Source organism: Arthrobacter sp. CG_A4, from assembly GCF_035985125.1.
Taxonomy (GTDB): Bacteria; Actinomycetota; Actinomycetes; order Actinomycetales; family Micrococcaceae; genus Arthrobacter.
Window position 1 is genome coordinate 1 of sequence record NZ_JAXCID010000005.1, and the last position, 25,211, is coordinate 25,211.

Annotated in this window: 24 protein-coding genes; 7 read left to right on the forward strand and 17 right to left on the reverse strand. The window is 67.5% G+C overall.

The genetic code is table 11. From position 1 onward, the window contains the following. Nucleotides 1-224: 224 nt before the first annotated feature. Nucleotides 225-1,298, reverse strand: a complete 1,074-nt coding sequence (locus RCH07_RS03340; RefSeq protein ID WP_326966054.1) for a quinone-dependent dihydroorotate dehydrogenase — start codon at nucleotides 1,296-1,298, stop codon at nucleotides 225-227. Nucleotides 1,299-1,365: 67 nt separating this feature from the next. Here RCH07_RS03340 and RCH07_RS03345 point away from each other — a divergent pair, with 67 nt between their 5' ends. From RCH07_RS03345 to RCH07_RS03355, 3 genes are read left to right on the forward strand one after another with little or no spacing between them, the layout of a single operon-like run. After that, nucleotides 1,366-1,569 carry a hypothetical protein gene (locus RCH07_RS03345; RefSeq protein WP_326966055.1) on the forward strand — a complete coding sequence of 68 codons (204 nt, stop codon included), beginning with the start codon at nucleotides 1,366-1,368 and terminating at the stop codon, nucleotides 1,567-1,569. Between the two features lie 9 nt (nucleotides 1,570-1,578). Next, entirely contained in the window at nucleotides 1,579-2,688 is a 1,110-nt protein-coding gene (locus tag RCH07_RS03350) for an alpha/beta hydrolase (RefSeq protein ID WP_326966056.1), read from the forward strand. Next, nucleotides 2,685-3,821 carry an alpha/beta hydrolase gene (locus RCH07_RS03355; RefSeq protein WP_326966057.1) on the forward strand — a complete coding sequence of 379 codons (1,137 nt, stop codon included), beginning with the start codon at nucleotides 2,685-2,687 and terminating at the stop codon, nucleotides 3,819-3,821. The genes RCH07_RS03350 and RCH07_RS03355 overlap by 4 nt, the downstream gene beginning before the upstream one ends. Before the next feature lie 66 nt (nucleotides 3,822-3,887). On the opposite strand, the gene RCH07_RS03360 is transcribed toward RCH07_RS03355, so the two are convergent. Genes RCH07_RS03360 through leuA form a run of 3 tightly spaced genes read right to left on the reverse strand, consistent with a single transcriptional unit; the run spans nucleotide 3,888 to nucleotide 7,315 of the window. Next, on the reverse strand, nucleotides 3,888-4,721 hold the full coding sequence (locus RCH07_RS03360; RefSeq protein WP_326966058.1) for an isoprenyl transferase: 834 nt from the start codon (nucleotides 4,719-4,721) through the stop codon (nucleotides 3,888-3,890). A 2-nt stretch (nucleotides 4,722-4,723) separates the two neighbouring features. Then, nucleotides 4,724-5,518, reverse strand: a complete 795-nt coding sequence (recO, locus tag RCH07_RS03365; RefSeq protein WP_442784768.1) for a DNA repair protein RecO — start codon at nucleotides 5,516-5,518, stop codon at nucleotides 4,724-4,726. 57 nt (nucleotides 5,519-5,575) lie between these two features. After that, nucleotides 5,576-7,315, reverse strand: coding sequence for a 2-isopropylmalate synthase (gene leuA, locus RCH07_RS03370; RefSeq protein WP_326966060.1), 1,740 nt, complete (start codon nucleotides 7,313-7,315; stop codon nucleotides 5,576-5,578). Between the two features lie 250 nt (nucleotides 7,316-7,565). Between leuA and RCH07_RS03375 the strand changes: the two genes are divergently transcribed. Continuing rightward, entirely contained in the window at nucleotides 7,566-9,518 is a 1,953-nt protein-coding gene (locus RCH07_RS03375) for a M13 family metallopeptidase (protein WP_326966061.1), read from the forward strand. Between the two features lie 12 nt (nucleotides 9,519-9,530). Here RCH07_RS03375 and RCH07_RS03380 read toward each other — a convergent pair whose 3' ends face one another. From RCH07_RS03380 to RCH07_RS03425, 10 genes are all read right to left on the reverse strand, one after another. After that, a complete protein-coding gene (locus RCH07_RS03380) occupies nucleotides 9,531-10,535 on the reverse strand; it encodes an Rv1681 family radical SAM protein (RefSeq protein ID WP_326966062.1) in 1,005 nt (334 codons plus the stop codon). Then, nucleotides 10,529-11,341: an Rv1680 family SBP-like protein gene (locus RCH07_RS03385; RefSeq protein WP_326966063.1), complete on the reverse strand. Its 813-nt coding sequence runs from the start codon at nucleotides 11,339-11,341 to the stop codon at nucleotides 10,529-10,531. The genes RCH07_RS03380 and RCH07_RS03385 overlap by 7 nt, the downstream gene beginning before the upstream one ends. After that, entirely contained in the window at nucleotides 11,338-12,489 is a 1,152-nt protein-coding gene (fadE16, locus tag RCH07_RS03390) for an Rv1679 family acyl-CoA dehydrogenase (protein ID WP_326966064.1), read from the reverse strand. The genes RCH07_RS03385 and fadE16 overlap by 4 nt, the downstream gene beginning before the upstream one ends. After that, complete coding sequence (locus RCH07_RS03395) at nucleotides 12,464-12,883, reverse strand: Rv1678 family membrane protein (RefSeq protein ID WP_326966065.1); 420 nt, start codon at nucleotides 12,881-12,883, stop codon at nucleotides 12,464-12,466. The genes fadE16 and RCH07_RS03395 overlap by 26 nt, the downstream gene beginning before the upstream one ends. After that, on the reverse strand, nucleotides 12,880-13,413 hold the full coding sequence (locus tag RCH07_RS03400) for a DoxX family protein (RefSeq protein WP_326966066.1): 534 nt from the start codon (nucleotides 13,411-13,413) through the stop codon (nucleotides 12,880-12,882). Before RCH07_RS03400 ends, RCH07_RS03395 begins: the two co-directional genes overlap by 4 nt. Before the next feature lie 138 nt (nucleotides 13,414-13,551). Then, nucleotides 13,552-15,015, reverse strand: a complete 1,464-nt coding sequence (locus RCH07_RS03405) for an LCP family protein (RefSeq protein WP_326966067.1) — start codon at nucleotides 15,013-15,015, stop codon at nucleotides 13,552-13,554. Between the two features lie 242 nt (nucleotides 15,016-15,257). Then, nucleotides 15,258-16,217: a GTPase Era gene (gene era, locus RCH07_RS03410; protein ID WP_326966068.1), complete on the reverse strand. Its 960-nt coding sequence runs from the start codon at nucleotides 16,215-16,217 to the stop codon at nucleotides 15,258-15,260. Then, the gene (locus RCH07_RS03415) at nucleotides 16,201-17,532 is read right to left on the reverse strand and encodes a hemolysin family protein (protein ID WP_326966069.1); all 1,332 of its coding nucleotides are present in this window, start codon (nucleotides 17,530-17,532) and stop codon (nucleotides 16,201-16,203) included. Before RCH07_RS03415 ends, era begins: the two co-directional genes overlap by 17 nt. Continuing rightward, nucleotides 17,529-18,002 carry an rRNA maturation RNase YbeY gene (ybeY, locus tag RCH07_RS03420; RefSeq protein WP_326966070.1) on the reverse strand — a complete coding sequence of 158 codons (474 nt, stop codon included), beginning with the start codon at nucleotides 18,000-18,002 and terminating at the stop codon, nucleotides 17,529-17,531. Before ybeY ends, RCH07_RS03415 begins: the two co-directional genes overlap by 4 nt. Then, a complete protein-coding gene (locus RCH07_RS03425) occupies nucleotides 17,999-19,087 on the reverse strand; it encodes a PhoH family protein (RefSeq protein ID WP_326966071.1) in 1,089 nt (362 codons plus the stop codon). The genes ybeY and RCH07_RS03425 overlap by 4 nt, the downstream gene beginning before the upstream one ends. Nucleotides 19,088-19,574: 487 nt before the next feature. Between RCH07_RS03425 and RCH07_RS03430 the strand changes: the two genes are divergently transcribed. After that, nucleotides 19,575-20,480: a GerMN domain-containing protein gene (locus tag RCH07_RS03430; protein ID WP_326966072.1), complete on the forward strand. Its 906-nt coding sequence runs from the start codon at nucleotides 19,575-19,577 to the stop codon at nucleotides 20,478-20,480. A gap of 9 nt (nucleotides 20,481-20,489) precedes the next feature. Here RCH07_RS03430 and RCH07_RS03435 read toward each other — a convergent pair whose 3' ends face one another. The 3 genes from RCH07_RS03435 to hrcA all read right to left on the reverse strand — a co-directional run bounded on the left by RCH07_RS03435 (nucleotide 20,490) and on the right by hrcA (nucleotide 23,483). Then, the gene (locus tag RCH07_RS03435; RefSeq protein ID WP_326966073.1) at nucleotides 20,490-21,278 is read right to left on the reverse strand and encodes a 16S rRNA (uracil(1498)-N(3))-methyltransferase; all 789 of its coding nucleotides are present in this window, start codon (nucleotides 21,276-21,278) and stop codon (nucleotides 20,490-20,492) included. Nucleotides 21,279-21,280: 2 nt separating this feature from the next. Beyond that, nucleotides 21,281-22,408 carry a molecular chaperone DnaJ gene (gene dnaJ, locus RCH07_RS03440; RefSeq protein WP_326966074.1) on the reverse strand — a complete coding sequence of 376 codons (1,128 nt, stop codon included), beginning with the start codon at nucleotides 22,406-22,408 and terminating at the stop codon, nucleotides 21,281-21,283. Between the two features lie 61 nt (nucleotides 22,409-22,469). Next, entirely contained in the window at nucleotides 22,470-23,483 is a 1,014-nt protein-coding gene (gene hrcA, locus RCH07_RS03445) for a heat-inducible transcriptional repressor HrcA (RefSeq protein WP_326966075.1), read from the reverse strand. A 238-nt stretch (nucleotides 23,484-23,721) separates the two neighbouring features. Here hrcA and RCH07_RS03450 point away from each other — a divergent pair, with 238 nt between their 5' ends. Further along, nucleotides 23,722-24,573, forward strand: coding sequence for a DUF3097 domain-containing protein (locus RCH07_RS03450; RefSeq protein ID WP_326966076.1), 852 nt, complete (start codon nucleotides 23,722-23,724; stop codon nucleotides 24,571-24,573). A 175-nt stretch (nucleotides 24,574-24,748) separates the two neighbouring features. Next, a complete protein-coding gene (locus tag RCH07_RS03455) occupies nucleotides 24,749-25,168 on the forward strand; it encodes a DUF4870 domain-containing protein (protein ID WP_326966077.1) in 420 nt (139 codons plus the stop codon). Nucleotides 25,169-25,211 lie beyond the last annotated feature (43 nt).

Below are 25,211 nucleotides of genomic sequence, written 5' to 3' on the forward strand. Positions count from 1 at the left end.
GGCCAAGGAACGCGATATCGACCGCCGCACGTACCCGGCGACACTCAGCACGAGGATCTTGACACCCGCCCCCAGCCCTTAACCGAACGGCATTGCGCCTAAACCCTCACGCTACGCAGATCGCCCCGCGACGCGCACAATGCCTGACGACGCGGGAATTCCGGAGTCGTCAGGCATTTCGCGCGTCGCAGGGAACGTTGCGCGTCGAGGGAACGCGGATGCGGCTAGCGCCGTGACGGGTGTTTTGCGAGCTGCCGGTTAATGCGGGCGGCCCAGAAGGGTCCTTCGTAAAGGAAGGCCGTGTAGCCCTGCACCAGGGTGGCGCCGGCCTCAAGCCGTTGCTGGACGTCCTGCGCCGTTTCGACGCCGCCCACGGAGACCAAGGTCAGTGCGCCGCCGGTTGCAGCCCTGAGACGGGCCAGCACCTCGAGTGAACGCTTCTTCAGCGGCGCCCCGGAGAGTCCGCCGGCCCCGCACGCCCCGACCTTCCCGGGGCTGGAGACGAGCCCAGTGCGGGCGGTCGTCGTGTTGGTGGCGATGATGCCATCCAGGTTCAGGTCCAGCGCCAGGCGAGCGACGTCGTCGAGGTCCTCGTCGCTGAGATCCGGCGCGATCTTGACGAGCAGCGGCACATGCCGTCCGGCGGCTTTGTCCGCCTCCTCCCCCACCGCCGCAAGCAGCGGGCGCAGCGCCTGAACATCCTGCAGGAGCCGGAGCCCGGGCGTGTTGGGGGAACTGACATTAACAACGAGGTAGTCGGCGGCGGGGGCCAGGCTCCGGGCGCTGATGAGGTAGTCCGCCACTGCGTCCTCGAGCTCCACGACCTTGCTCTTGCCGATGTTGACCCCGATGACCGGGCGGACGCCGGGATAGTGGCGCTGCAGGGCGGCACGGGCTGATTTCAGCCGGGGCGCCAACGTGGCGGCGCCGTCGTTGTTGAAGCCCATCCGATTAATGACGGCCCGGTCTTCGATGAGGCGGAAGAGCCTGGGGCCCGGGTTGCCGGGTTGCGCCTGGCCGGTGATGGTGCCGACTTCCACGTGCCCGAAGCCGAGGTCGGTGAGGGCCTCGATGCCGAGGCCCTCCTTGTCAAACCCTGCGGCCAGCCCGAACGGCGAGGGGAAGGTCAGGCCGAAGGCCTGGGTCTGCAGCGAAACTGCCGGGGCAGCAAATTTTTGCAGCATGCGCCCGGCGCCGCAGCTATGGACGAGGCGAATGACCCTGAATCCGATTTTGTGGGCGCGTTCGGCGTCCATCCATGAGAAGGCCAGGCGGAAGAAAGTCGGATATACGCGCATGGTCCCAGTTTTGCGGTTCCGGCGGTCCAGACCAAACCCGCTCCCCGCCGGGCGCTAGCATGAAGCCATGACCAGCGACGCTATATCCCCGGACGCGGGACCCCAGGGGGCGGGAAACACCCTGATCGAGGCCGGTGCCACTGTTGCCGGCGCAGGGCTTACCGATCCGGTGTCCGCGGCCCGGGCCCATGCTGCCGGCCCGCGCGCCGCGGTACTGGACCAGATGCCCGGACTCTTTGCTGCCGGCCGTGCCGCGGCGGCGGCGATCTAGGTTTCGGCGATGAAATGGGAACCCGACATCCTCGGGGACGACTTCGAGGCGTGCGCCTTCCGGGCGGCGGGCCCCGACGGCCTTGAGCGGACCGCCACCCTGGTGCGTCGTCTCCCGGACACCGGCAGTAGCACCGGGCCCGGACCGCTGCAACCCGGCAACGGGACAGGCACCGGGCCGGACAGGACCGCGCCGGTGCAGCCCGGCACCGGGCCGGACAGGACCGCGCCGGTGCAGCCCGGCACCGGGCCGGGCAGGCCCGGACCGCTGCGGTCTGTGTTGTTCCTGCACGGCTGGAGCGACTACTTCTTCAACGTGGAACTCGCGGAGTTCTGGGCCGGGCAGGGCTTCGAGTTCTTCGCCCTGGACATGCACGATCACGGGCGGAGCCTGCGGCCGGGCACCCACGGCGGCTATGTGGCGGATCTGGCCGACTACGACGCCGAGATCACCGCCGCGATCGGCATCATCCGATCGCTCCACCCGACCGCCGTCCCGCCGTCGGTGACGCTGATGGGGCATTCCACCGGCGGGTTGATTGCCGCGCTGTGGGCCAGCCGGCATCCCGGCGTGGTGTCGCAGCTGGTTCTCGACAGCCCCTGGCTCGAAATGCACGGCAGCCCGGCCGTCCGCCGCGCAGCCCGGACCATGGTGGAACCCCTCGCCCGCTTCCGGCCCGAGTCCGTCATCCGCCTCCCGGAACGCGGGTTCTACTGGCGCAGCATCAGCAGCGCGGCCGAGGGCGAGTGGACCCTCGACGACAGCTACCGACCGCCGCGCGCCTTTCCCGTCCGGGCCGGCTGGCTCAGTGCTGTGCTCACCGGCCAGGCCAGGGTGGCCCGCGGGCTGAATATTGACGTCCCGATCCTCGTCCTGATCTCCGGGGCCAGCGCCAACGGAATGTTCTGGAAGGACTCCATGCGGCGCACCGACGCGGTCCTGGATGTGAACACGATTGCGCTGCGGGCCCTGGGCCTGGGCCGCACGGTGACCCTGGAACGGATCGATGGCGCCCTGCACGACGTGTTCCTGTCCGCACCGCGCGTCCGCGCGGATGCCTACGCCCGGCTGGCCCGGTGGCTTCGGGCCTATGTACCGTCCGACGGCGGGACCACATGACCGTTCCGTCGGCCGCTCCCCGGTGGCAAGAGGACGTGCTGGGCAGCCGGTTCGAGTTCCTGGAGCTGCCCCTAATTCCCGACGACGAGGGGCCCGTGGTCGCCACCCTGGTGCGGCATGCCGCCTCGGGTGGAGGCGGGGACGGGGAAGTGGAACGGACGCCGGTTACGGCGGCAGCGAGTCCCGTGGACAGGATCTTCTCGGCCCTGCACCGCTTCTTCGGCCCGGACGGCCGGCGCCCGCCGGCGCCGGGCAACGGCCGGCGCGCTTCTGAGCGCGGGGCGCCGGAGAAGGTGGTCCTGTACCTGCACGGCTGGGCTGACTATTTCCTGCAGGCCGAACTCGCCGACCATCTGGTTGCCTGCGGCTTCCACTTCTATGCCCTGGACCTGCGAAAGTTCGGGCGCAGCCTCCGCGGCTGGCAGACCCCCGGCTACATGACCGACCTGGCCGTTTACGACGAGGACATCGCCGCCGCGCTGGCCGCCATCGGTGCTGACGTCGCCCTCCGCACCGGCCGCTCCCGCCCGCCGACGGTGCATCTGCTGGCGCATTCCCTCGGCGGCCTGGTGGCGGCACTGTGGGCTGACCGCCACCCCGGCCGGCTGGGCACCCTGATCCTCAACGCCCCCTGGTTGGAATTACAGGGCAGCAGCCTGATCCGGAACATCGCCATGCATCTGGTGGAACCGCTGGCGCGGGCAGACCCCCGGCGGCCGTTCCTGCTGCCGGGTATGCCGGGCTACTGGGAGTGCGTCAGCGACACGGCGCACGGTGAATGGACCGTGAATCCCGGGTGGCGGCCAAGGACGTCTTTCCCCATCAGGCCCGGCTGGACGAAGGCGGTGATGGCCGGCCACGCGGCCGTGGAACGGCGGCTCGACATCACGTCACCGGTGCTGGTGATGTTGTCCGGGCGCACCCGGATCCAGGCCGAATGGTCCGAAGAAATCACCGGGGCCGACGCCGTAATCGACGTTGAGGAGACGGCGCGCCGGGCGCTTGGACTGGGCCGCCGCGCGGCTGTCTTCCGTTACCCGCAGGCCCTCCACGATGTCTTCCTCTCCCGCCTCGCGGTGCGCCAGGAGGCCTACGACGATCTTGTGCTCTGGCTGCGCCTGTACCCCGGCTGACTCCCTGGGGCTGACGTTCCCCAGGGGGCTCGTGGCCGGCCTGCCGCCCCTGGTGCTAGGCCCGTTCTAGGCCGCCGGGCCGCCGTCGGGGGCCTCGTCGATAGCCCCGCCGTAGCGGCGGTCCCGCCGGGCATAGATCTCGACGGCGTCCCACAATGTGCGCCGGTCCACGTCAGGCCAGAGCGTATCCAGGAAGACGAATTCGGCGTAGGCCGACTGCCAGAGCATGAAATTGGAGAGCCGCTGTTCGCCGGAGCTGCGCAGGAAAAGGTCCACGTCCGGGAGATCGGGTTCGTCCAGATACTTCTGGATGGTCTTCTCGGTGATGGCTCCGGGCCTGAGCCGTCCGGCCGCCACTTCCGCCGCAATGGCGGACACGGCATCGGCAATCTCGGCGCGTCCGCCGTAGTTAACACACATGTTCAATGTGCAGGTGCTGTTGCCCCGGGTGAAGTCCTCGGCTTCCTCCAGCTCGCGGATCACCGAGCCCCAGAGCCTGGGGCGCCGCCCGGACCAGCGGATCCGGACGCCCCACCCGTCCAGTTGGTTCCGCTGGCGTCGTAGCACATCTTTGTTAAATCCCATCAGGAAGCGGACTTCCTCGGGCGAGCGGCGCCAGTTTTCGGTGGAAAACGCGTAGACGCTGACATACTCGATGCCGAGTTCGATCGCACCGGCCACGACGTCCAGCAGCGCCGGCTCCCCCGCCTTGTGGCCTTCGATCCGAGGCAGGCCCCGCTGGTTGGCCCAGCGGCCGTTGCCGTCCATCACGATGGCGACGTGCCGCGGGATTAACTCCGCAGGAATGGCCGGGGGCGCGGCTCCGGAGGGGTGCGGGTAGGGCGGCACCGGCGGGCCGCTCCGCTGCCGGACCGGATTTTTCTTCTTACCCAAGGCCACAGTCAGGTACGCTCCACATGTTTGAGGGACTTCAGGACACGTTCCAGATGCCATTGCAGATAGGCGGACACCAGGCCGGCGGATTCGCGGCGGTGTACCGGGGCCGAGGCGTCCGCCGTCGTCCAGTCCCCGGTCAGCAGAGCGCCGAGCAGCAGGACAGTTTCTGCGGCGGGGGCCGGGGACCCCGGCGGCCGGCACTCCGCGCACACCATGCCGCCTAGCGGTGCCGAGAACGCGGTGTGCGGCCCGGGGGCACCGCAGCGCGCGCAGTCCGTGAAGCTCGGCGCCCAGCCGCCGGTGGAAAGGGCGCGCAGCAGGTACGAATCGAGGATAAGTTCCGGGGTATGGTCGCCGCGGCTCAACGAAGCCAGGGCGCCCACCAGCAGGTTGTACTGGGCGGTGCCGGATTCGCCGTCGACGTCCGTGAGTTTCTCCGCGGTCTCCGTCATGGCAGCGGCCACCGTGTAGCGGCCGTAGTCTGCGGCGATGTTGCTGCCGTACGCGCCCTTGGCGACAGCCTGGGTGACGATATCCAGGCTCCGGCCGGAAATCAGCTGGAGATCTGCCACCATAAAGGGCTCGAGCCGGGCGCCGAATCGGCTGCTCGTGCGGCGGACTCCCTTGGCCACGGCGCGGACCTGTCCATGGTGTTTTGTGAGCAGCGTGATGATGCGGTCCGCCTCGCCCAGCTTATGGGTGCGCAGCACGACGGCGTCGTCGCGGTAGGCGCGGGCTGCAAAGGAAGATGGTTGTGCCACGGTCAATCTTCGCACTGTCTTTGAGTGGAACGCTGCCATTGCGGGAAGCAGCATTGCGCCGACCGAGAACCCGGCGGCGCAGTGCTGGCTCACCGCTTAGGCGCGTGCGTCCCGGATGGCACGGTTCACGGCCGAGATGACGGCCTTCAGCGACGCCGTGGACGTGTTGGCGTCGATCCCCACGCCCCACAGGACACGCTCCCCCACGGCAGCTTCGACGTAGGCGGCGGCGAGGGCGCTGCCGCCTTCGGACAGCGCGTGTTCGCTGTAGTCCAACACACGGACGTCGACGCCGTCTTCGCGCAGGATGGCCAGCAGGGCCGCGATCGGACCGTTGCCGGTGCCGGTGCGGCGGACCTGGGCGCCGTCGATCTTCAGGGCGGCGTGCAGCGTCATCGTGCCGTCTTCGTCCGACTCCGTGCTCACCGCGCCGAGCGCATAGCGGCCCCACTGCTGGTCCGCGGAGCCGGAGGGCAGGTACTCGTCCTGGAAGACCTGCCAGAGCCGGGCACCACTGACCTCGCCGCCCACCAGGTCCGTCTGCTTCTGGATAACGCCGGAAAACTCGATCTGGGCGCGGCGCGGCAGGTCCAGGTTCCGCTCGTTCTTCAGCAGGTAGGCTACACCGCCCTTGCCGGACTGGGAATTCACCCGGATGACGGCCTCGTAGCTGCGGCCGAGGTCCTTCGGGTCAACGGGAAGGTACGGGACCTGCCAGGTGAAGTCGGCGACGCCCTTGCCGGCAGCAGCGGCGTCCCTCTCCAAAGCTTCCAGGCCTTTCTTGATCGCATCCTGGTGCGAGCCGGAGAAGGCGGTAAAGACGAGGTCACCGCCGTAGGGTGAGCGCTCAGCCACAGGCAGCTGGTTGCAGTACTCCACGGTGCGGCGGATGTCGTCGATATCAGAGAAGTCGATCATCGGGTCGATGCCCTGGACGAACATGTTCAGGCCCAGGGTCACCAGGTCCACGTTGCCGGTCCGCTCGCCGTTGCCAAAGAGGCAGCCTTCGATCCGGTCCGCACCGGCCAGGTACCCCAGTTCGGCCGCGGCGACGCCGGTGCCCCGGTCGTTGTGGGGGTGCAGGGACAGGATGATGCCCTCGCGCGGGTGCAGATGCCGGCTCATCCACTCGATCGAGTCGGCATACACATTGGGAGTTGCCATTTCGACGGTGGCCGGCAGGTTAATGATCACCTGGCTGTCGGCGGAGGCCTCGAACACGTCGGCGACGGCGTTGCAGACCCGGACGGCGTACTCCAGCTCGGTCCCGGTGAAGGATTCCGGCGAGTATTCATAGGTGATGTGAGTCTCGGCGAGGGTTTCCTCGTACTTCTTGCACAGGCGTGCGCCCTGCAGCGCGATGTCCAGTATGCCGTCTTCGTCCTGGTTGAAGACGACCCGGCGCTGCAGGACCGACGTCGAGTTGTAGAGGTGGACGATTGCCTGCCTGGCGCCGACCAGCGATTCGTAGGTCCGCTCGATCAGGTGCTCGCGGGCCTGGGTCAGCACCTGGATGGTGACGTCGTCCGGGATGTAGTTGCCTTCGATCAGCTGCCGGACAAAGTCGAAGTCGGTCTGCGATGCTGACGGAAAGCCGACCTCAATTTCCTTGTAGCCCATGCGGACCAGCAGATCGAACATCTTCATCTTGCGGGCCGGGCTCATGGGGTCGATCAGGGCCTGGTTGCCGTCACGCAGGTCCACGGCGCACCAGCGCGGCGCTTTGGTGATGACCTTGTCCGGCCAGGTCCGGTCCGGGAGTTCCACCGTGATCATGTCCTGGAACGGGACGTAGCGGTGGACGGGCATTCCTGAGGGCTGCTGTGCGTTTCGCATGAGAATCGGGGCCTTTTCTATCGTTCCTGGTGAAAGGGTGGCCGGGCAACACAGACTCCGCAGCGAGGGTGGGCCTTGCGCTAGATCGCGTCTGAGGCCTCGCCGCGGCAGCTAAGAAGAAGCAGTTCTGCGCGCACCTTTTCACAGTAACACGGGCCGTAGGATGAAGGAGTCAGACCTCGTAACGTCCATCGTGCAGCCCCGTAACAGTGTTTTCTGCGCTGACGGGACGCCTCTCAAAGGAGAATCCGTGCCGCATTCGGGAATCGCCCTGTCCAATATTGACTCCAGCGTGCGGCCGCAGGACGACCTGTACCGGCACGTCAACGGCACCTGGCTCAACAACACGGAGATTCCGGATGACCGGCCCCTGGAGGGGACGTTCACCGCGCTGCGGGACGGCTCGGAGCAGCAGGTGAAGGAGATCATCGAGGACGCTGCCGGCCGCGGCACGGAATCCACCGGGATAGAAAAGAAGATCGGGGACCTTTACAACAGCTTCATGGACGAGGCCTCGGTCGAGGGCAAGGGACTGGACCCGATCCGGGGACGGCTCGCCGACGTGTTCGCCACAGAATCCGTTGCCGGGCTCATGGCCCTGGCCGGCAGGCTGTTCCGCGCCGACGTTGCCGGCCTCTTCTCCATCTATCCCGCCCCCGACGCCGGCAACCCGGACCGGATCCTGCTGTACACGGGCCAGGGCGGCCTCGGCCTGCCGGATGAGTCCTACTACCGCGAAGAGAAGTTCGCGCCAATGGTCCAGGCCTACCGCGGACACGTCAAGACGGTCCTCGAGCTCGCCGGCGTCACCGATCCGGACGGCGCGGCCGGCCGCGTCGTGGCGCTGGAAACCGCCCTGGCCGCACACCACTGGGACAACGTCACCCTGCGCAATCCGCAGAAAACGTACAATCTGAAGACCGCCGACGAGGCATCGCACCTCTTCCCGCTCTTCAGCACCTGGTTCGACGCCGCCGCCGTCGCGCCGGAGAAACGCACCGAACTCGTGGTGAGCACCCCCGATTTCTTCGCCGGTGCCGCCTCCCTGCTGGACACGGAGCCCCTGGCCGTCTGGCAGGAATGGCTCGCAATGCGCGTCATCAGCGCCGCCTCCCCGTACCTTCCCGCCGCGTTCGTGGACGCAAACTTCGCCTTCTACGGCACCACCCTCAGCGGCACACCGCGCAACAGGGACCGCTGGAAGCGCGGCGTCGCAGTCGTCGAGGCCGCCCTCGGCGAGGCCGTCGGCCAGATTTACGTCGCCCGGCACTTCCCGGAAACGCACAAGGCCCGGATGCGCTCGCTTGTCGGCACCCTGATCGAGGCGTACCGCGAATCCATCACCGGTCTCGCCTGGATGGGCGCGGAAACGAAGCTCGAGGCGCTCAGGAAGCTCGATTCCTTCCGGGCAAAAATCGGCTACCCGGACAAGTGGATCGACTATTCGGCCGTCGACATCGACCCGTCCGATCTGCTGGGGAACGTGGAGCGCGCCCACAGCGCCGACGTCGACCGCCACCTTGACGAGGTGGGCAAGCCCGTGGACCGGGATAAATGGCTGATGACGCCGCAGACCGTCAACGCCTACTACCACCCACTGCTGAACGAGATCGTGTTCCCGGCAGCCATCCTGCAGCCGCCGTTCTTCACCGCCGACGCCGACGACGCCGTCAACTACGGCGGCATCGGCGCCGTGATCGGCCACGAAATCGGCCACGGCTTCGACGACCAGGGCTCCCAGTACGACGGCAGCGGCCTGCTCCGCAACTGGTGGACAGGGGATGACCGCACCGCCTTCGAGGCGCTGACCTCACAGCTCGTGGCCCAGTTCGAGGCGCTCTCCCCCAGCGCCGCCCCCGGCCACACCGTCAACGGGAAATTGACCCTCGGCGAAAACATCGGCGACCTCGGCGGCCTGACAATTGCGTACAAGGCCTACCTGATCAGCCTCGATGGCCAGGAGCCGCCGGTCCTGGACGGCCTGACCGGTGTCCAGCGCTTCTTCGCGTCCTGGGCGGCGGGCTGGCGGCAGGTCATGCGCACTGAGGAAGCGATCCGTCGGCTGGCCACGGACCCGCATTCCCCCAACGAATTCCGCACCAACCAGATCGCCAGGAACCTTGACGCGTTCCACGAGGCCTTCGGCACCGCCGGGCAGGACGGCATGTGGATGCCGGCCGCGGAGCGTGTCAGCATCTGGTGATGTCAGGTGCGCTCAGGCGCAGGGGAACCATTGGCTGGCGGCGTCGGCGCGGGCCCGTTGGTCGGTGAACCGCCGGCGCACCTCGGCGATGGCCGCGGCCAGGGGGAAGATCTCCGCGGTGATCAGCTGGTCCGTGTCATCGGCTCCGATCGGGTGCCAGTAGACACCCTCGGCGGTGACCGTGACTTCGGGGATCAGCGATTCAATGGTTAATTCGATGCCCGCGTCGGCGTTGCCTCGGTGCGCCAGTGCCCTGATGACCTGGTCAACGGGGTCGATACCGAGCGCGTCGAGGAACTCGTGGAACGGCTCGAGTTCGTGGCTTTGAGCGGCAGGCAGCGTGGCCGCGACCTTCACCCGGAAGCCCTCGTCCTGGGCAATCCGGATCCCGGCAACGGCTCGCTGCCACGATCCTTTGCCGCGGTGGCTGTCATGACCGTCCGGAGTGGCGGAGTCAAGGCTGATTTGCAGAGTGAGCCTGCTGCGGTCCATCCGGCGCAGCCGTTCGAGCCGGTGCCCGCGGAAAAGCATCCCGTTCGTCAGCAACGTGGTCGGGAGCGCCGTCGTACAGACGGCGACGAGCCCGTCAAGGTCCGGCAGCAGGAATGGCTCACCACCGGTCAGGATGAGTTCGCTCACGCCCGATGCAACAGCCTCCGCCGCCAGCCGGCGGATGCGGTCGAGTCCGAGGGCGCGCCGGGCGGTCTGTGGTGAGGACCTCGCGCAACAGTAGTCGCAGGCCAGGTTGCAGTCGAAGTTTGTATACATCCACAGCCGGGTCCCGGGCAGCCGCCCGTCCTCCACTGCCGTGCGCGGGGCGGGGGCGCGGCCGCGCCGGACGGTGACGGCACCGTCGCGGACGCCGACGAGTTCATTGCCGGTCCGGTGGCACCAGGCGGCCACTGTTGGCGTTGCCTCCTCCTGGTCAGCGGAGCCAAGCGGCACGGTGACGGTGGAGCCTGCGGGCACGGCGGCGATCCGTTCCAGGAGTTCCAGGATCAGGACGGGATTTACCATCGGGGCCCGATGCCTTGCTCGCGGACGGCCTCGAACAATGTCTCGTAGCCTTCCAGCCGGGGGGCTACCCAGCGACGGAGTCCTTCCATTTCCAGGATCGGCCGGTGCGCCGGGTTCTCCCAGTCCATCGCGAACAGGTGCTCCACCCAGGCCGTGGCGCGTTCCTCCGACAGCGCGGGCAGCGCGGTGAAGTTGCAGTGGCTGTAGACGGGCGACTCCCACAACGCCTCGAAGGCCCCCGGCATCAGCTCATCGCGGCCGATCGCCTCCCAGGTGTTGATACCGATGGCGGCGGCGTCGGCGCTGTCATCTAGGACGGCCCGCAGGGCATCAAGTTCGCTTCGGCCGGTGTCGCCGTGTTTTCCGACGTCGCTGTCGAGCCGCAGCAGATCCACCGCTCCGTCGCCGAGCCCGGCCGTGGCCAGGAAATGGACCGGCAGGATCGCGGCCTGGGCGGAGTCCCGGGACCCCAGTGCCAGGCGGCGGCCGCGAAGGCCCTCCAGACCTGCCAGACCGGTGCCAGCCCGGGTCACAAAAACAGACCGGAAGGCGGCGTCCGTGTCCCGCATGGCCAGCGCCCGGCACGCGCCTTCGGTCCGGGCGACGGTACGGACCCACGCCAGGTTGGTATTCCACGCTATGTCGATGACCCCGTCCAGCAGCGCGTCCACCTGGCGCCCATAGTTGGAGAACAGCACAAAATCCATCTCGGCCGGTGTCCCGGCGAAGTAGTCCCGGATTCCTTCCCAGATAGTGACGACGGTGGGGGTGTACGCCACCGAACCCACCAGCAGCGGGGCGCTCACGCCGGCGCATTCACTGCGGCGGAGGGGCTGTCGAAGAGCGGCTGCCCGGTGATGGCCTTTCCATAGAAGTCGTACAGCACATCTGCCGTCGGGGCCATCACGTGGCCGGCTCTGGCATCACGGAAGTACCGGTCAATGTGAAGATGCTCGGAGAACGCCGCACCGCCGCAGACGCGCATCGCGGCATCGGTGATACTCAGGGCGGCGTCGTTGGCTGCGGCCTTGACGCCCAGCACGTGCAGCATCGTGTCATCGCGTGGCTCCGCAAGCCGGCCGGCAGCCTGGTGCAGATAGGCCGTCGTGACGGCCAATTCGATCGACATCTTCGCCAGCCGGGCGCGGACGGTGGGCAGCGCCGCCAGGCTTTCCCCGAGGTGTTCGAGCCGGGCGGCACTGGTGTGATGGATTGCGGCCTCGACAGCGGCGCGGGACAGCCCCACCGACACCGACGCGTTGCCCAGGTTGAACCAGGGCAGCACCGTCTGCAGCATCAGGTCCATCCCGCCGCCGGCCGCCCCGACCCGGTTCTCCTCCGGTACTTCGCCCGCGAAGGTCATCGGGCTTGAGGCGTTGCCCCGCAGTCCCATGCCGCGCCATTCCCCGGACACTTCGACGCCGGGATGGCCGGCCGGTATCGCGTACAGGTCCACGGTGTCCGCCGCGGCGGTCCGCGTGGAGACGAGGTACACGTCGGCGTGTCCGGCCGAGGTCACCCAGCTCTTCCGGGCGTCGAGCAGCACGCCGGCATCATTCTGCCGCGCCCGTGAGACGGGTGCCCAGAAATGCGACCGGGATCCTGGCTCCGAGAACGCCAGCGAAGCCAGAGCCCGGCCGCTTGCCATATCCGCGACAACGCCCGGCAATCCCGCCGGTGGTGCGGCCGCAACGGGCATCACGGCGCTGATGTGCATGAGATAGATCATCGCCGTGGACCCGCAGGCGCCGGCCAGTGCGCTCAAGACCTCGACCAGTTCGTGCGGTCCTCCGCCCAGGCCCCCGGCGTCCTGCGGCATGGTCAGCCCGAGCAACCCGGATTCGCGCAGGGCATGGACGGCCTCGGTGGGGAACCGGGCGGCCGCGTCCACGTCGCGGGCATTGGCGCCGGCAACGGCGAGCACCGGATCAAGCCGCGCGGTCAGATTCATCATGGTTAGTCCCTTTCCGGGCTGTAGGTACGGAAACTGCGTCTGCCGAGGGGCGCGGCGTGAGCGTGACAGCCAGCAGCCCGATCCCCAGACCGCCCATCAGAGCCACGGTGGAGCCATCTCCGTCGAGCCAGTTGACGCTCCTGTCGGCCTGCAGCAGCTGAAGCAACGCGGCCGCGACGAATCCCGCCCCGGACACGACCGCCAGGCCGCGCACGCGCAGAATCCCGGCGACAACCGCGGCAACTCCGAGGATGAGGAGCAGCACAAGACCCGCACCCCGGATGTGGATGAACTCGATCTGCGCCGGTCCGCCGCTGGAGAACGTGAACGCAGAGCCCAAGAGTGCGGCCCCGCCCAGGGTGAGCACGGGAAGATCGACGCGGCGCCGGGTCATGACAGCCTCGCGAGGACTTTTTCGACGCGCCCGGTGGATTCCACCCAGCGGGGCCGGAGGACTCCGTCTACCCCGTAGGCGCGACCTGCCGCGGTGGCAAACAGGGCGATGTGGGCCAGGATCATGAGGTAGTAGGACCAGTGCCATTCGTTCGGGGCGTTAAGAACGGACAGGGTGATCGCCAGCGACTGGAATACGCCGACGACCGCCCAGAGGCGTGTGGCAAAACCGATGAGCAGGAAGGCGCCAAGCCCCGCCTCAACCAGCAGCGTCATCCACCCGAAAAACGGAAGATTGGGCAGCACCACATTCTCAACGAGCGCTGCATAGGGCGGAAAAACGGGATAGTCAACGGCGAAGCGGGTGAAAAAGTAAAGTCCGGTGTTCTCCCGTTCACCGAAATCCGGTGGCACCTTCCAGGCGGCGTTTTGGATCCACAGCAACGCCACCCCTGCCCGCAGGGCGAAGATCCCTCCGCGGGCCAGCCGGCCGTCCCCCGCCTCAATGGGGCCAGGCGTTGCAGCCTTCACGGAACGATCCCTACTCATGGACCCCATTAAGGACCTATGAACGGGGCGGCGCAAGACCAGGGCCCCTCTGGTTCCGGAACGGTCCGCTCACCACCGTCCCGCGGCCCGGCAGGGGCAGCACGCCCCTCCGGCGCGCAGTTAGCCGGTGATGAGCGCCGGGTTCGCCGGCTGGCAGACGATGTCCCCGGCCGTCTGGTTGACGATATCCGCGGGCAGGGCCGTTTGGCTGCCCCCGCCCGGGGTGCCGCCCGTGAGGTCGCTGCCCAGATAGACCTGGACGCCGACGACGCCGACGGCCGGACGAACCTGCGCGGCAGGAATCCCGAGCAGCGCAGCCACGTCGGCGGCTACATCGGCGAACTCGGCGCCGTAGTACACGGCCGTGGTCGCCACGGGCTTGGCCGCCAGCTGAACGGTGTTGCTGAATCCCCCGGTAATGAGCGCCGTGATGATCTCCTGGGACCGGGCGGGAACCCCGGAACCGTTGGCCACCGCGACCGGCTGCAGCGTCTCGTCATAGGCCGGTGCAGCCGGCGTGGCGCCCGGCTCGGCACTGGCGGACGCGGACGCGGAGGCGCCTGTGGAGGCTGCACCACCCGGCGTCGCCGCCGGGTCCGTCAGGTCCACGTCCTTGCGCATCGCGGCGAAAAGCTGCGAGGCGGCGGGCTCTGCCAACTGCAGACGGTTGATGTCGCTGACCGCCGGCTCGGTGGGGACGGCCACAAACGCCACCTTGCCGACGTCGATGTTCTTCAGGCGGTTGCCCACACTCAGCAGCGTCGGGACGGAGGCCATGCCGTCGTCGATCGTGAGGTTCCTGGTGACCACGTCGGCGATCTGGAGCATCCTGCCGGGGTTGCCGAGCGTCCCGTCGTCCTTGATCTTGCGGACCAGCGAGGACAGGAACCCCTGCTGGCCTTTGATCCGGCCGAGGTCTCCGCCGCCGGCAAAGGCGTGGCGGGTGCGCAGGAACGCGAGGGCCTGTTCGCCCTCCACCTTGGAGGTGCCCTTCGGGAGGCGCAGCCCGGAGTCGGGATCAAAGACGGCATCGCTGATGCAGACCTCCACACCGCCGACGGTGTTGGACAGTTCCTTGACCGAGTTGAAGTCCGCCATCATAAAGTGGTCGATTTCCAGGCCGGTGAGCTTGTTGACGGTGTCGACGGCGCAGCCGATGCCGGCCTCGGACATCGCCGCGTTGATCATCACGTTCTTCTGCGCCGGGAAATCCCGCTTCGATTCCTGGTCGGTGCACTTCGGGATATCCACGAGCAGGTCGCGGGGGAAGCTGATGACGTTGATCCGCTTGTTGTCGGCGGAAATGTCCATCAGCATCATAACGTCGGATTTCCCGTAGCCGGTGGATTCGCTGGCGCCGCCGTACTGGGAGTTCTTGCCGTCACGGGTGTCCGAACCAAGAACCAGTATCTGCATCCGGTCCGTCGAGTCATTGACCGGCCCTTCGGTCTTGTTATTGCCTGCGCTCAGCGACGCCTTCGTGAGGTTTCCCTGCAGCCGGATGGCCCAGTAGGCGCCCAGGGCAAGGACACCGACGAGCAGGACGGAAACGACTGCCGTCCCGATCTTCAGCCAGCCGGGCATCCCTCGGTGGGCACCTAAGTGCCGGGCGGGTCCGACGGCGGGATCTTCCGTGTGCCGGGCAGCAACAACCGACGGAACCGTCGGGGCGGTTCCGTCGGCACGGTTGTCTCGGGGTCGAGCCACAGCTAAAGCCTTTCTTCACGCATAGGAGTCTGCCTACTTTAGTGTCTCAAGCTGTGAATTTCCCGATGCGCCGCTGCGCCGGAGCGGCGCGAACGCCACACCACCTGCCAGGACGCCGCTTAGAAGCCGAGCTTCACCAGCTGCTTCGGGTCCCGCTGCCAGTCCTTGGCTACTTTGACGTGCAGGTCGAGGTAGATGCGGGTGCCCAGCAGCGCCTCGATGCTCTTGCGCGCGTTGGTGCCGACTTCGCGGAGCCGGGCGCCGCCCTTGCCGATGATGATGGCCTTCTGCGAGGACCGTTCCACGTAGAGATTGACCCGCACGTCGAGGAACGGGCTGTCTTCGGCCCGGCCTTCGCGGGGGACGATCTCATCGACGACTACAGCCAGGGAGTGCGGCAGCTCATCACGGACGCCTTCCAGGGCGGCTTCCCGGATGAGTTCGGCGACCATCACCGCTTCCGGCTCGTCCGTCAGATGACCCTCCGGATAGAGCGGCGGCGACGGCGGCATATGGCTGATCAGCACGTCAGCGAGGGTTTCGACCTGGAAACCGTCCGCGGCGGAGACCGGGACAATATCCTTCCAGCCATCCTCGCCCAGCACGGAGCGGCCGAGGGCGGCCACGGCGAGCAGTTGCTCGGTGAGGCCCTGGCGGTCCACGAGGTCTGCCTTGGTCACGATCGCGATAACCGGTTTGTTGCCGACGGCGGCTAGCTGGGCGGCGATGAACTTATCTCCCGGGCCGATCTTTTCGTTGGCCGGCAGGCAGAAGCCGATCGCGTCCACCTCGGCGAGGGTGTCCGCGACGAGCTGGTTGAGGCGCTTGCCCAACAGCGTGCGCGGCCGGTGCAGGCCCGGGGTGTCCACCAGGATCAGCTGGGCGTCCTCGCGGTGGACGATTCCGCGGATCGTGTGGCGCGTGGTCTGCGGCTTCGCCGAGGTGATGGCGACTTTCTGGCCCACCAGGGCGTTGGTGAGGGTGGACTTGCCCGCGTTGGGCCGCCCCACCAGCACCGAGAAACCGGCGCGGTAGCCGCCGTAGGCTGCGTCGCCGTCGGGCTTATTCTGCTTGCTCACGTGGAACTCCCTGTTGGATTTGTGCGGCCTTGTCGAGAAGCTCGTCAAGGTCAGTTTCTTCTTTTGCAGCGGTGGCCGCAATGACGTGGCTGACGCGGTTCCGCCGGCCCTCGAGCCGGTCGGCCCGGAGCGAGAGACCGTGCACGGCGACGGTGCTGCCGACGATCGGGACCCGCCCGAGCGCCTTGGCGAGCAGGCCGCCGACGGTGTCCACTTCGTCGTCGTCGAGCTCCAGATCGAAGAGTTCGCCGAGATCGTCAATGCTCATCCGCGCGCTGACCCGGTAGCTTCCGTCCCCGAGTTCCACCGCCTCCGCGCTTTCGGTGTCGTACTCGTCAACGATCTCACCGACGATCTCCTCGATAAGGTCCTCAAGGGTGACCAGCCCGGCGGTGCCGCCGTATTCGTCGATGACGATCGCTACGTGCGTTGATTCCTTCTGCAGTTCGCGCAGCAGTTCGCTGACCGGCTTGGAATCCGGCACGTAGCGGACCTCCCTGGCCAGTTCGTCGACGAGCGGCGGTTCCTCTCCGGGGCCGAGGTTGTGGATCACCGCGGCCACATCCTTGAGGTAGACGATCCCGAGGATGTGGTCCGTGTTCTCACCGATCACGGGGATCCGGGAGTAGCCCGAGCGCAGGAACAGCGACATGGCCCGGTGCAGGCTGGAGCCGGAGTCGATGCAGAGAATATCCGTCCGCGGCACCATCACGGAGCGGACCAGGGTGTCGCCGAAATCAAAGACCGACTGGATCAGCTCGGCCTCGTTATCCTCGATGACGTCGGATTCAGACGCGCGGTCGACCAGCTCCCGGAATTCCTCTTCGCTGAAGAGTGCCTCGTTGTCGGCCGAGGCCCCGGGAGCCACAGCGCTCCCGAGGGTGACGAGCCAGCCGGGGATGGGGCCAAGCACCGCGCAGAGCCCGCGGATCAGCGGCGCGGTAAACCGGACCAGGCCCGCGGAGTGGACGCGGCCAAGCTGCCGCGGGGAGACACCGACGATCACGAAACCGACGATGGCCATGATGCCGGTCGCCGCCAGCCCGGAAAGCCAGACGTTGCCCAGCAGGCTGTGGAGCAGCACGGTCACGGCCACCGCGGAGGCCATTTCGAACCAGATCCGCCAGAACCGGAGAGCCCGCATGTGCGCCACGGGGTGCTCCATGATGCGTTTGAGCGCGGTGCCGCGGCTTTGCAGGATCGCCTGCTCGGCGTCGCTCCGGGGAAGGAAACTGAAGGCGGACTCGGCCGCGGTCAGCAGCGCGGCAAAGCTGAGGAACACCAGCGCCATGCCGGCAAGGATCAGTGGGGTCACTGAATCGTCTCGGCCGGGGCGTCTTTGCCGGTGAAGGCGGAGAGCAGCTCGCGTTGGAGCCCGAACATTTCGTCCTTCTCTTCCGGCTCTGCGTGGTCGAAGCCGAGCAGGTGCAGCATGCCATGCGTTGTGAGCAGCAGCATCTCGTCCTGGCTGGAGTGTCCCGCAGCCTTGGCCTGGACCTCTGCCACCTGCGGGCAGATGGCGATGTCGCCGAGCATGCCCTGGGGAGTCGGCTTGTCCGGTGTGCCGGGGGTGAGTTCATCCATCGGCACCGAGAGCACATCGGTGGAGCCGGGCTCGTCCATCAGCTCGAGGTGGAGCTTTTCCATGGCAGGCTCGTCCACCAACAGGATGGACAGCTCGGCCTGGGGATGGATAAAGAGCCGTTCGAAGACAAAGCGGCACAGCCGCACCAGCTCGGCCTCGTCCACGGTGACGCCGGATTCGTTGTTGATCTCGATGCTCATGTGTGGTCTCCGCGCTTTTCACGGGCCACGGAAGTCTTGACCCGGTTTCTCTGGATCTCGTCCCAGACACCGTAGGCGTTCACGATGTCGCCGACGAGGCGGTGACGGACGACGTCGGACGCGTCCAGGACCGTGAAGTTGATGTCCTCAATGCCCTGCAGGATTCCTTCGACAATCCGGAGCCCGGAGCGCGTCCCGAACGGCAGGTCCACCTGGGTGACGTCACCCGTGACCACCATTTTGGAGCCGAACCCCAGCCGGGTGAGGAACATCTTCATCTGCTCCGGCGTTGTGTTCTGCGCCTCGTCGAGGATGATGAAGGCGTCGTTCAGGGTGCGTCCGCGCATGTAGGCGAGCGGGGCAACCTCGATGGTGCCGGCCGCGATCAGCCGAGGAATGGACTCGGGATCCATCATTTCGTGCAATGCGTCGTAAAGGGGCCGCAGGTAGGGGTCGATCTTGTCGCTCAGCGTGCCGGGCAGGAACCCGAGCCGCTCCCCCGCCTCGACGGCGGGACGGGTCAGGATGATCCGGCTGACTTCCTTCTGCTGCAATGCCTGGACGGCCTTGGCCATCGCCAGGTACGTCTTGCCGGTTCCTGCCGGGCCGATCCCGAAGATCACGGTGTTGGCGTCGATCGCGTCCACATAGTTCTTCTGGTTCAGCGTCTTCGGGCGGATCGTTTTGCCCCGGCTTGAGAGAATGTTGTGGGTGAGCACGTCGACCGGGTTCTGCAGGGACTGGCTGCGAAGCAGCGAAACCAGCTGCTTGAGCACGGCGGGGGTCACCACGGTGCCTCTGGCGACAAGCTCGCGCACCTCGTTGAGCAGCCGCATGATCCGCGGCACATCCGCTGACGGCCCGCTGATCGAGAGCTCGTTCCCGCGGACATGGAAGTCAACGGCGGGGAACTGGATCTCAATGAAACGCAGGGCTTCGTCATGACTGCCGAGGGACTGGACCATCTGGTCGGCGTTGTCGAACAGGACCACCTCCGTCCGCAGCCCTGGAAGGGAGTGGGGAAAGTCTCCTGCGGGGCGCCCTCCGGCGCTGATCCGGGCCTTGCTGTTCGCTGCTTCAGTCATGGTGTTGGCCCGCGGGCCTCTGGTCCCCTCCAACTCGGAAATGGTCTGTCCCGCTGATCCGGCCCGACGGCGGTGTCCGCCTCCTGGTTCCGGCCCCTCAGGGTCCTCCCATCTTACGCCAGCGCGGCGCGCCGCACGGCGCCGCACGGCGCCGTGGCAGGCGGAACCGGTGTGCCGCCGGGCCGGACCGGCGGCCGCCGCCGGGCCCTGTTCCCGGTTTTTGGTATCAACTTCGTATCGGCCTCATATCGTTCCCGTTGCAGTTCACCGGCCCGGTCCCAAACCACGGTGCCGTGCCGCGCCGCTGTGCCATGCTGGAAATCGGCCGCTGCCAGGGCGGACGGGCCACGGAACAACGGCCCCGCCCGGCGGCATGCACGATCGGCAAGCAGAATCGACAAGCAGGATCGACAAGCAGAAGAGGACAGCGGCAATCAGGCAGCGTGGAGTTGAACAGACGGCAGCCGGCAGGCGGATACGTGCCGGCATGCTGCTGCTGGTGCTGCCCGCGGCGCTTGGCCTGTCCGGTTGCGTAGTCACTCCCCAGCCCGGCAGCAGCAACCCCAGCACCCCTTCGGTCCTGAACGGCGCGGCCTCCCCGGGTGCTCCGAGCACCAGCGCGCCGCTGGAAACCGCGCAGGCCTCCAATAAGGCTCCGGTGTACTGGATCGGCCGCAGCGACGAGAATACCTTCCTGTACCGCGAGTTCCGCGATGTTCCGGAGCAGGAAAACCCTGTCACGCAGGCTCTCCGGGTGATGATGTCCCAAAAGCCACTGGATCCGGACTTTTTCACCCCGTGGCAGAATCCCAAGAAACTTGCCAGCTCCATTTCCGGCAAGAACGTGATTACGGTGGACGTCTCGGCTGACGCTTTCAACGCCAACGTCGACGCCGCGATGGCCGAGCGGGCCATCCAGCAACTCGTCTACACCGCGACGGCGGCCGGCGCCAGCGCGGGCCTGATCGACTCCGGCCAGCAGGTCCAGGTCGTGGTGCTCGTGGACGGGCACACCGACTACGTCGCATTCAACCGTGTCCGGCTCGGCACTCCGATGTCGCGCAGCGCGGGCCTGGTCGCCCCGGTGTGGATCCTTGATCCCCAGGAGGGCACTCCGGTGGAGGACGGCACCGTCAAAGTCTCCGGCCGGAGCACCGTCCCGGGCGGCAAACTCCGCTGGGAGATCTTCCGGATCGACGGAAGCGCCAAGACCACCTACCTGAACGGCACCGCGGCCGCCTCGGCGGAGCCCGGCCAGTCCGGCCAGTCCGGTGCCTTCAGCCTCTCAGTGAACCTGGGTCCGGGAAATTACGAAATCAGGGTTGCCCAGCTGGAGGACGGCAACCCGGCCCAGGGCCTGTTTGCTGATACCCGCGGGTTCAGCGTCCAATAGCGTCTCCTGCTACCAGCGGCCCAGGATGTCGCTCGCGAGCACGGTGGCCGCCGGACCGGCGGTGGATGAGCGCAGCACGTGGTGTCCCAGCAGGGCGGTCACGGCGCCGGCGTCGCAGAGCCGGGCCACCTCCCGGGGGCTGATGCCGCCTTCGGGCCCGACAATCAGCAAAACCTCGAGCGCGCCGTTGGTGTCTTCGCCCGGCGGCCGGTCGCCGAGGCGCGCCTGCCAGGCCTCCAGCACCGGACGCAGGGGACGCAGCGCGTCCTCGTGCAGGATGACGGCGAGGTCCGCGCCAGCCACGGCCGCCTGCAGACCGGCGGCGTCGGCCAGGGAGCGGACTTCAGGAATCCAGGCACGGCGCGCCTGCTTGGCTGCTGCCGTGACGACGGACTGCCACTTGGCGTGGGCCTTGGCCGCCCGCTCGACTTTCCAGCGTACGATCGAGCGCTCGGCCTGCCACGGAATGACGGCGTCGATCCCCAGTTCGGTCGCGGTCTCCGCCGCGAGCACGTCCCTGTCGCCCTTGGCGAGGGCCTGTACGAGGACCAGCCGGATGACGGGCCAGGACTCGACGGTAAGTCCGCTGCATTCCACCGTCAGCTCACCGGCGGCGACGGCGGTGACGGTGCCAGTCAGGCGCCGGCCGGCGCCGTCGGCAATGTCCACCCTCTCCCCCACCGCGAGTCGCCTGACGGTGACCGCGTGGCGGGCCTCGGCGCCGTCGAGGACGAAAGTGGAACCGGGGACCTGCCGGTCGAGGGTTCCCGGGGCCGTGAAAAAGACCGGGTTGCTCACCGTTACAGGTTACCGAGCCGGTCCCGGAGCTTGGCGAAGACGCCTCCGCTGGCCGCGAGCTTGCCTTCCGTGAACTGCTCGCCGCGGAGCTTGGCGAGCTGCCGGAGCAGGTCCTCCTGGGCGGCGTCGAGCCTGGCGGGGGTGTCAACCTGCAGGTGGACCTTGAGGTCCCCGCGGCCGTAGCCGCGCAGGTGGGTGACGCCGAGGCCGCGGAGGGTGATGACCTCGCCGGACTGGGTCCCGGCCTTGACGTCGATGCCGTGCTGGCCGTCAAAAGTATCAAGGTTGAGCTCGGTGCCGAGAGCGGCGGCCGTCATGGGGATGTTGAGGCTCGCGTGCAGGTCGTCGCCGTCGCGGACGTAGGTGGCGTCGTTGTTGACCCGGATCTCCACGTACAGGTCGCCGGAGGGTCCGCCGGCAGGACCGGCCTCGCCCTGTGCGGACAGCTGGATGCGGGTGCCGGTCGCTACGCCGGCGGGGACCTTGACCGTGAGGGAACGGCGGCTGCGGATCCGGCCCTGCCCGTTGCACTCGTTGCAGGGGTCCTTGATGACGGTGCCGAAACCTTCACAGCTGCCGCAGGGGGCCGCCGTCATGACCTGGCCGAGGATGGATCGCACGGCGCGCTGGACCTGGCCGCTGCCGCCGCAGATGTCGCAGCGCTCCGGGTGGCTGCCGTCGCGGCAGCAGGAGCCTTCGCAGGTGGGGCAAGTGACGGCCGTGTCGACTTCGAGCTTCTTGTTGATGCCGAACACCGCGTCGCGGAGGTCGATCCGGACGCTGATCAGGGCGTCCTGGCCGCGGCGGATCCGTGACGCCGGGCCCCCCTGGCCGCCGGCACCGAAGAACGTCTCGAAGATGTCCTGGAAGGCGAATCCCTGGCCCGAGTAGCTGCCGCCGCCGAAGCCGTTGTCGGTGCCGTTCTCGTTTCCTGTGGTGTCATAGATCCGGCGTTTCTGCGGATCGGAGAGCACCTCGTAGGCATGGGTGACGGACTTAAAACGGTCCGAGGCGTCCTCCCCCGGGTTCACATCCGGGTGGAGGTTCCGTGCCAGCTTGCGGTAAGCCTTCTTGATTTCTTCTCCCGTTGCCTCGCGGGAGACTCCAAGAACGTCGTAATGGCTGCTCAAAGTGTGTATCTCTTCCTGGTTGTACTTACCTGTTGGGGGCAAGAAGTCTGGTGTCGGTCCGTTAGGGCCCGAGAATCCTTGAAAGGTAGCGGGCCACCGCACGGACGGCGGCCATGGTGGTGGGATAGTCCATCCGGGTGGGCCCCAGCACGCCCACCTTGGCGGTGGCATCGGGCCCGTACCCCGTCGCGACCACCGATGCCTCCGCGAGCCCGTCATACGGGTTCTCCCGGCCGATGCTCACCGTCACGCCGCGCGGGTCCGCCGCCATATCGCTGAGCAGGCGGAGCATGACCACCTGCTCCTCGAGGGCTTCCAGCACCGGGCCGATACTCAGTGGGAAGTCCACGGTGGACCGGGCCAGATTGGCGGTCCCGGCCATGACCATCCGCTCCTCGCGGCTGCTGACGGCCAGGGCTTCCAGCCCGCGGGCCAGCGCCTGGGCTGCGCTGCGCCGGACAGGCGGACAGCCGGCGATGACGGCGAGCAGCGACTGCGGGAGCAGGTTCAACGCGGTGCCGGAGAGGCTGCCCAGGAACCGGGTCCGCAGCTCTGCGAGGGCCTCGTCTCCGAAGTCCTGCCCGACGTCGATCACGCGCTGCTCTACCTTGCCGGTATCAGCGATCAGGACCGCCAGCACCTTCCGGGGCGCGAGCAGGACGAATTCGATGTGCCGGATCCTGGCGCGGCTGAGGTGGGGGTACTGCACGACGGCGACCTGGTTGGTCAGCTGGGCAAGGAGCCGCACCGTCCGGTCCAGGACGTCGTCGAGGTCCTGGGATCCCTCCAGCAGCGCCTGGATGGCCCGCCGTTCGGCCTGGGAGAGCGGCTTGACGGCCGAAATCTGGTCCACGAAGAGCCGGTATCCCTTATCTGTGGGGATCCGTCCGGCGCTCGTGTGCGGGGCCGTGATGAGGCCCTCATCCTCGAGTGCCGCCATGTCATTGCGGATCGTGGCGCTGGAAACGCCCAGGTGGTGCCGGTCCACGAGCGCCTTTGATCCGACGGGTTCACGCGAGTGGACATAGTCCTCGACGATGGCGCGCAGCACTTCGAGTTTGCGCGGTTCACTCACACTGCACCTCCAATCGACGGTCCTGCATTCGCAGCCGGCCCAGGCAGCGGGCCCGGCCGTTCTTTCCCGCCGGGGCCCGGGCGGCCCGCGGCTGGCACTCGACATGCCTTAGTGCTAACAAGTCTAATATGAGTCGCCGCGTTGTTAGCATTGAATCCGCTCCAGGCGTTGTTCCAGGGGCTCGTGTTTTCGGGCACACCCCGCCCTATCATTCCAAGCGCAAAGCAGTGTGTAACAGATGTCGTACCAGAACTGGGGCCCCCAGGACCTGTCCGCCCCCGCCAAGACCAGTTTGCCCGAGGTGCCGGTGGAACGCGGCATGGTGCTCGAGGACGTGCAGTCCGGCTGGGTCGGTGCCGTCACACGGGTGGAGAAGTCCGGCGGGATGCATGTTGTGGCGCTGGAGGACCGCCGGGGCAGGTCGCGGTCCTTCCGGCTTGGCTTCGGCTTCCTGCTGGAAGGCCGGCCGATCCGGCTGACGCCGCCGGCGCCGCGGCCCGCCCCGGCACCGGCAGGAGGCACGCGCACGGCGTCCGGTTCGGTCCGGGTGGGGGGCCAGCGGGCCCAGGTCGCTAAAGCCAGCCGGATCTGGGTGGAAGGAAAACACGACGCCGAACTCGTCGAGAAGGTCTGGGGCGACGATCTCCGGGTGGAGGGCATCGTCGTCGAGCCGCTGCACGGCATTGACGACCTCGCGGGCGCGGTGGCGGCATTCGGGCCCGGTCCCGGCCGCCGTCTCGGCGTGCTCGTGGACCACCTCGTGCCTCAGTCCAAGGAATCACGGATTGCCGACGCCGTGATGGCCTCGCCCGGGGCCAAGGGCAATGTCCTGATCGTCGGCCACCCCTATGTGGACGTCTGGCAGGCCATCCGGCCCGCAGTGCTGGGCATCGAGCAGTGGCCCGTGATCCCCCGCGGCGTGGACTGGAAGACCGGCATCCTGACGGCGTTCGGCTGGCCGCACAGCACCAAGGAGGATGTCGGCCTGGGCTGGCAAAGGCTCCTCGGCGCCGTCCGCAGCTACGCCGATCTGGAAGCGTCCCTGCTGGGCCGGGTCGAAGAGGTCATCGACTTCCTCACCGTGCCCTGACATTTCTCCATGCGGACATTTCTCCACGCGCGATCGCGGCCGGGCAGCACCGTTCGCGGACCCTGATCTTCGTTTGGCCGTCCGAGCACGTATTCTTGGAACGTCGGCTGCGCTTCTCCCGCGGCCTGCGAACTTCCAGGCTCCAAGGCATCACCGCAATCCGAAGGACGAACCCGTGGCAGATAACGCACGCGAACAGCCGGGCACCCAGGCCGGCCATGGCCAACCCCCTTATCAAGGCGTTCCCGCAAATGCGCTGCCGCTGACGGCAAATGAGGACCGGCAGTGGGCCACCCTGGCGCACTTTGGCGGCATTTTGGGCTGCGTTCCGTCGCTGCTGGTCTACCTGATTTTCAAGGACCGCGGCCCGTTCACGGCGCAGGAGTCGAAGGAAGCGCTCAACTTCACGCTGCCCCCGACGATCGCCGCGGTGATCGCCAATCTCCTGGTTTTTGTGCCGGTGGTTGGCAACGTCTTCGCCGTGCTCGCCACGGTCATCTGGATTGCTGTGACGTGCTTCTCGGTAGCGGCCGGCATTCACGTCAACCGGGGCCAGCCGCACCGTTACGAGTTCAACCTTCGCTGGATCAAGTAGTCCCCGCCCCGCACCCTAACCTCGCAAGCCCGGCCGGGGAACC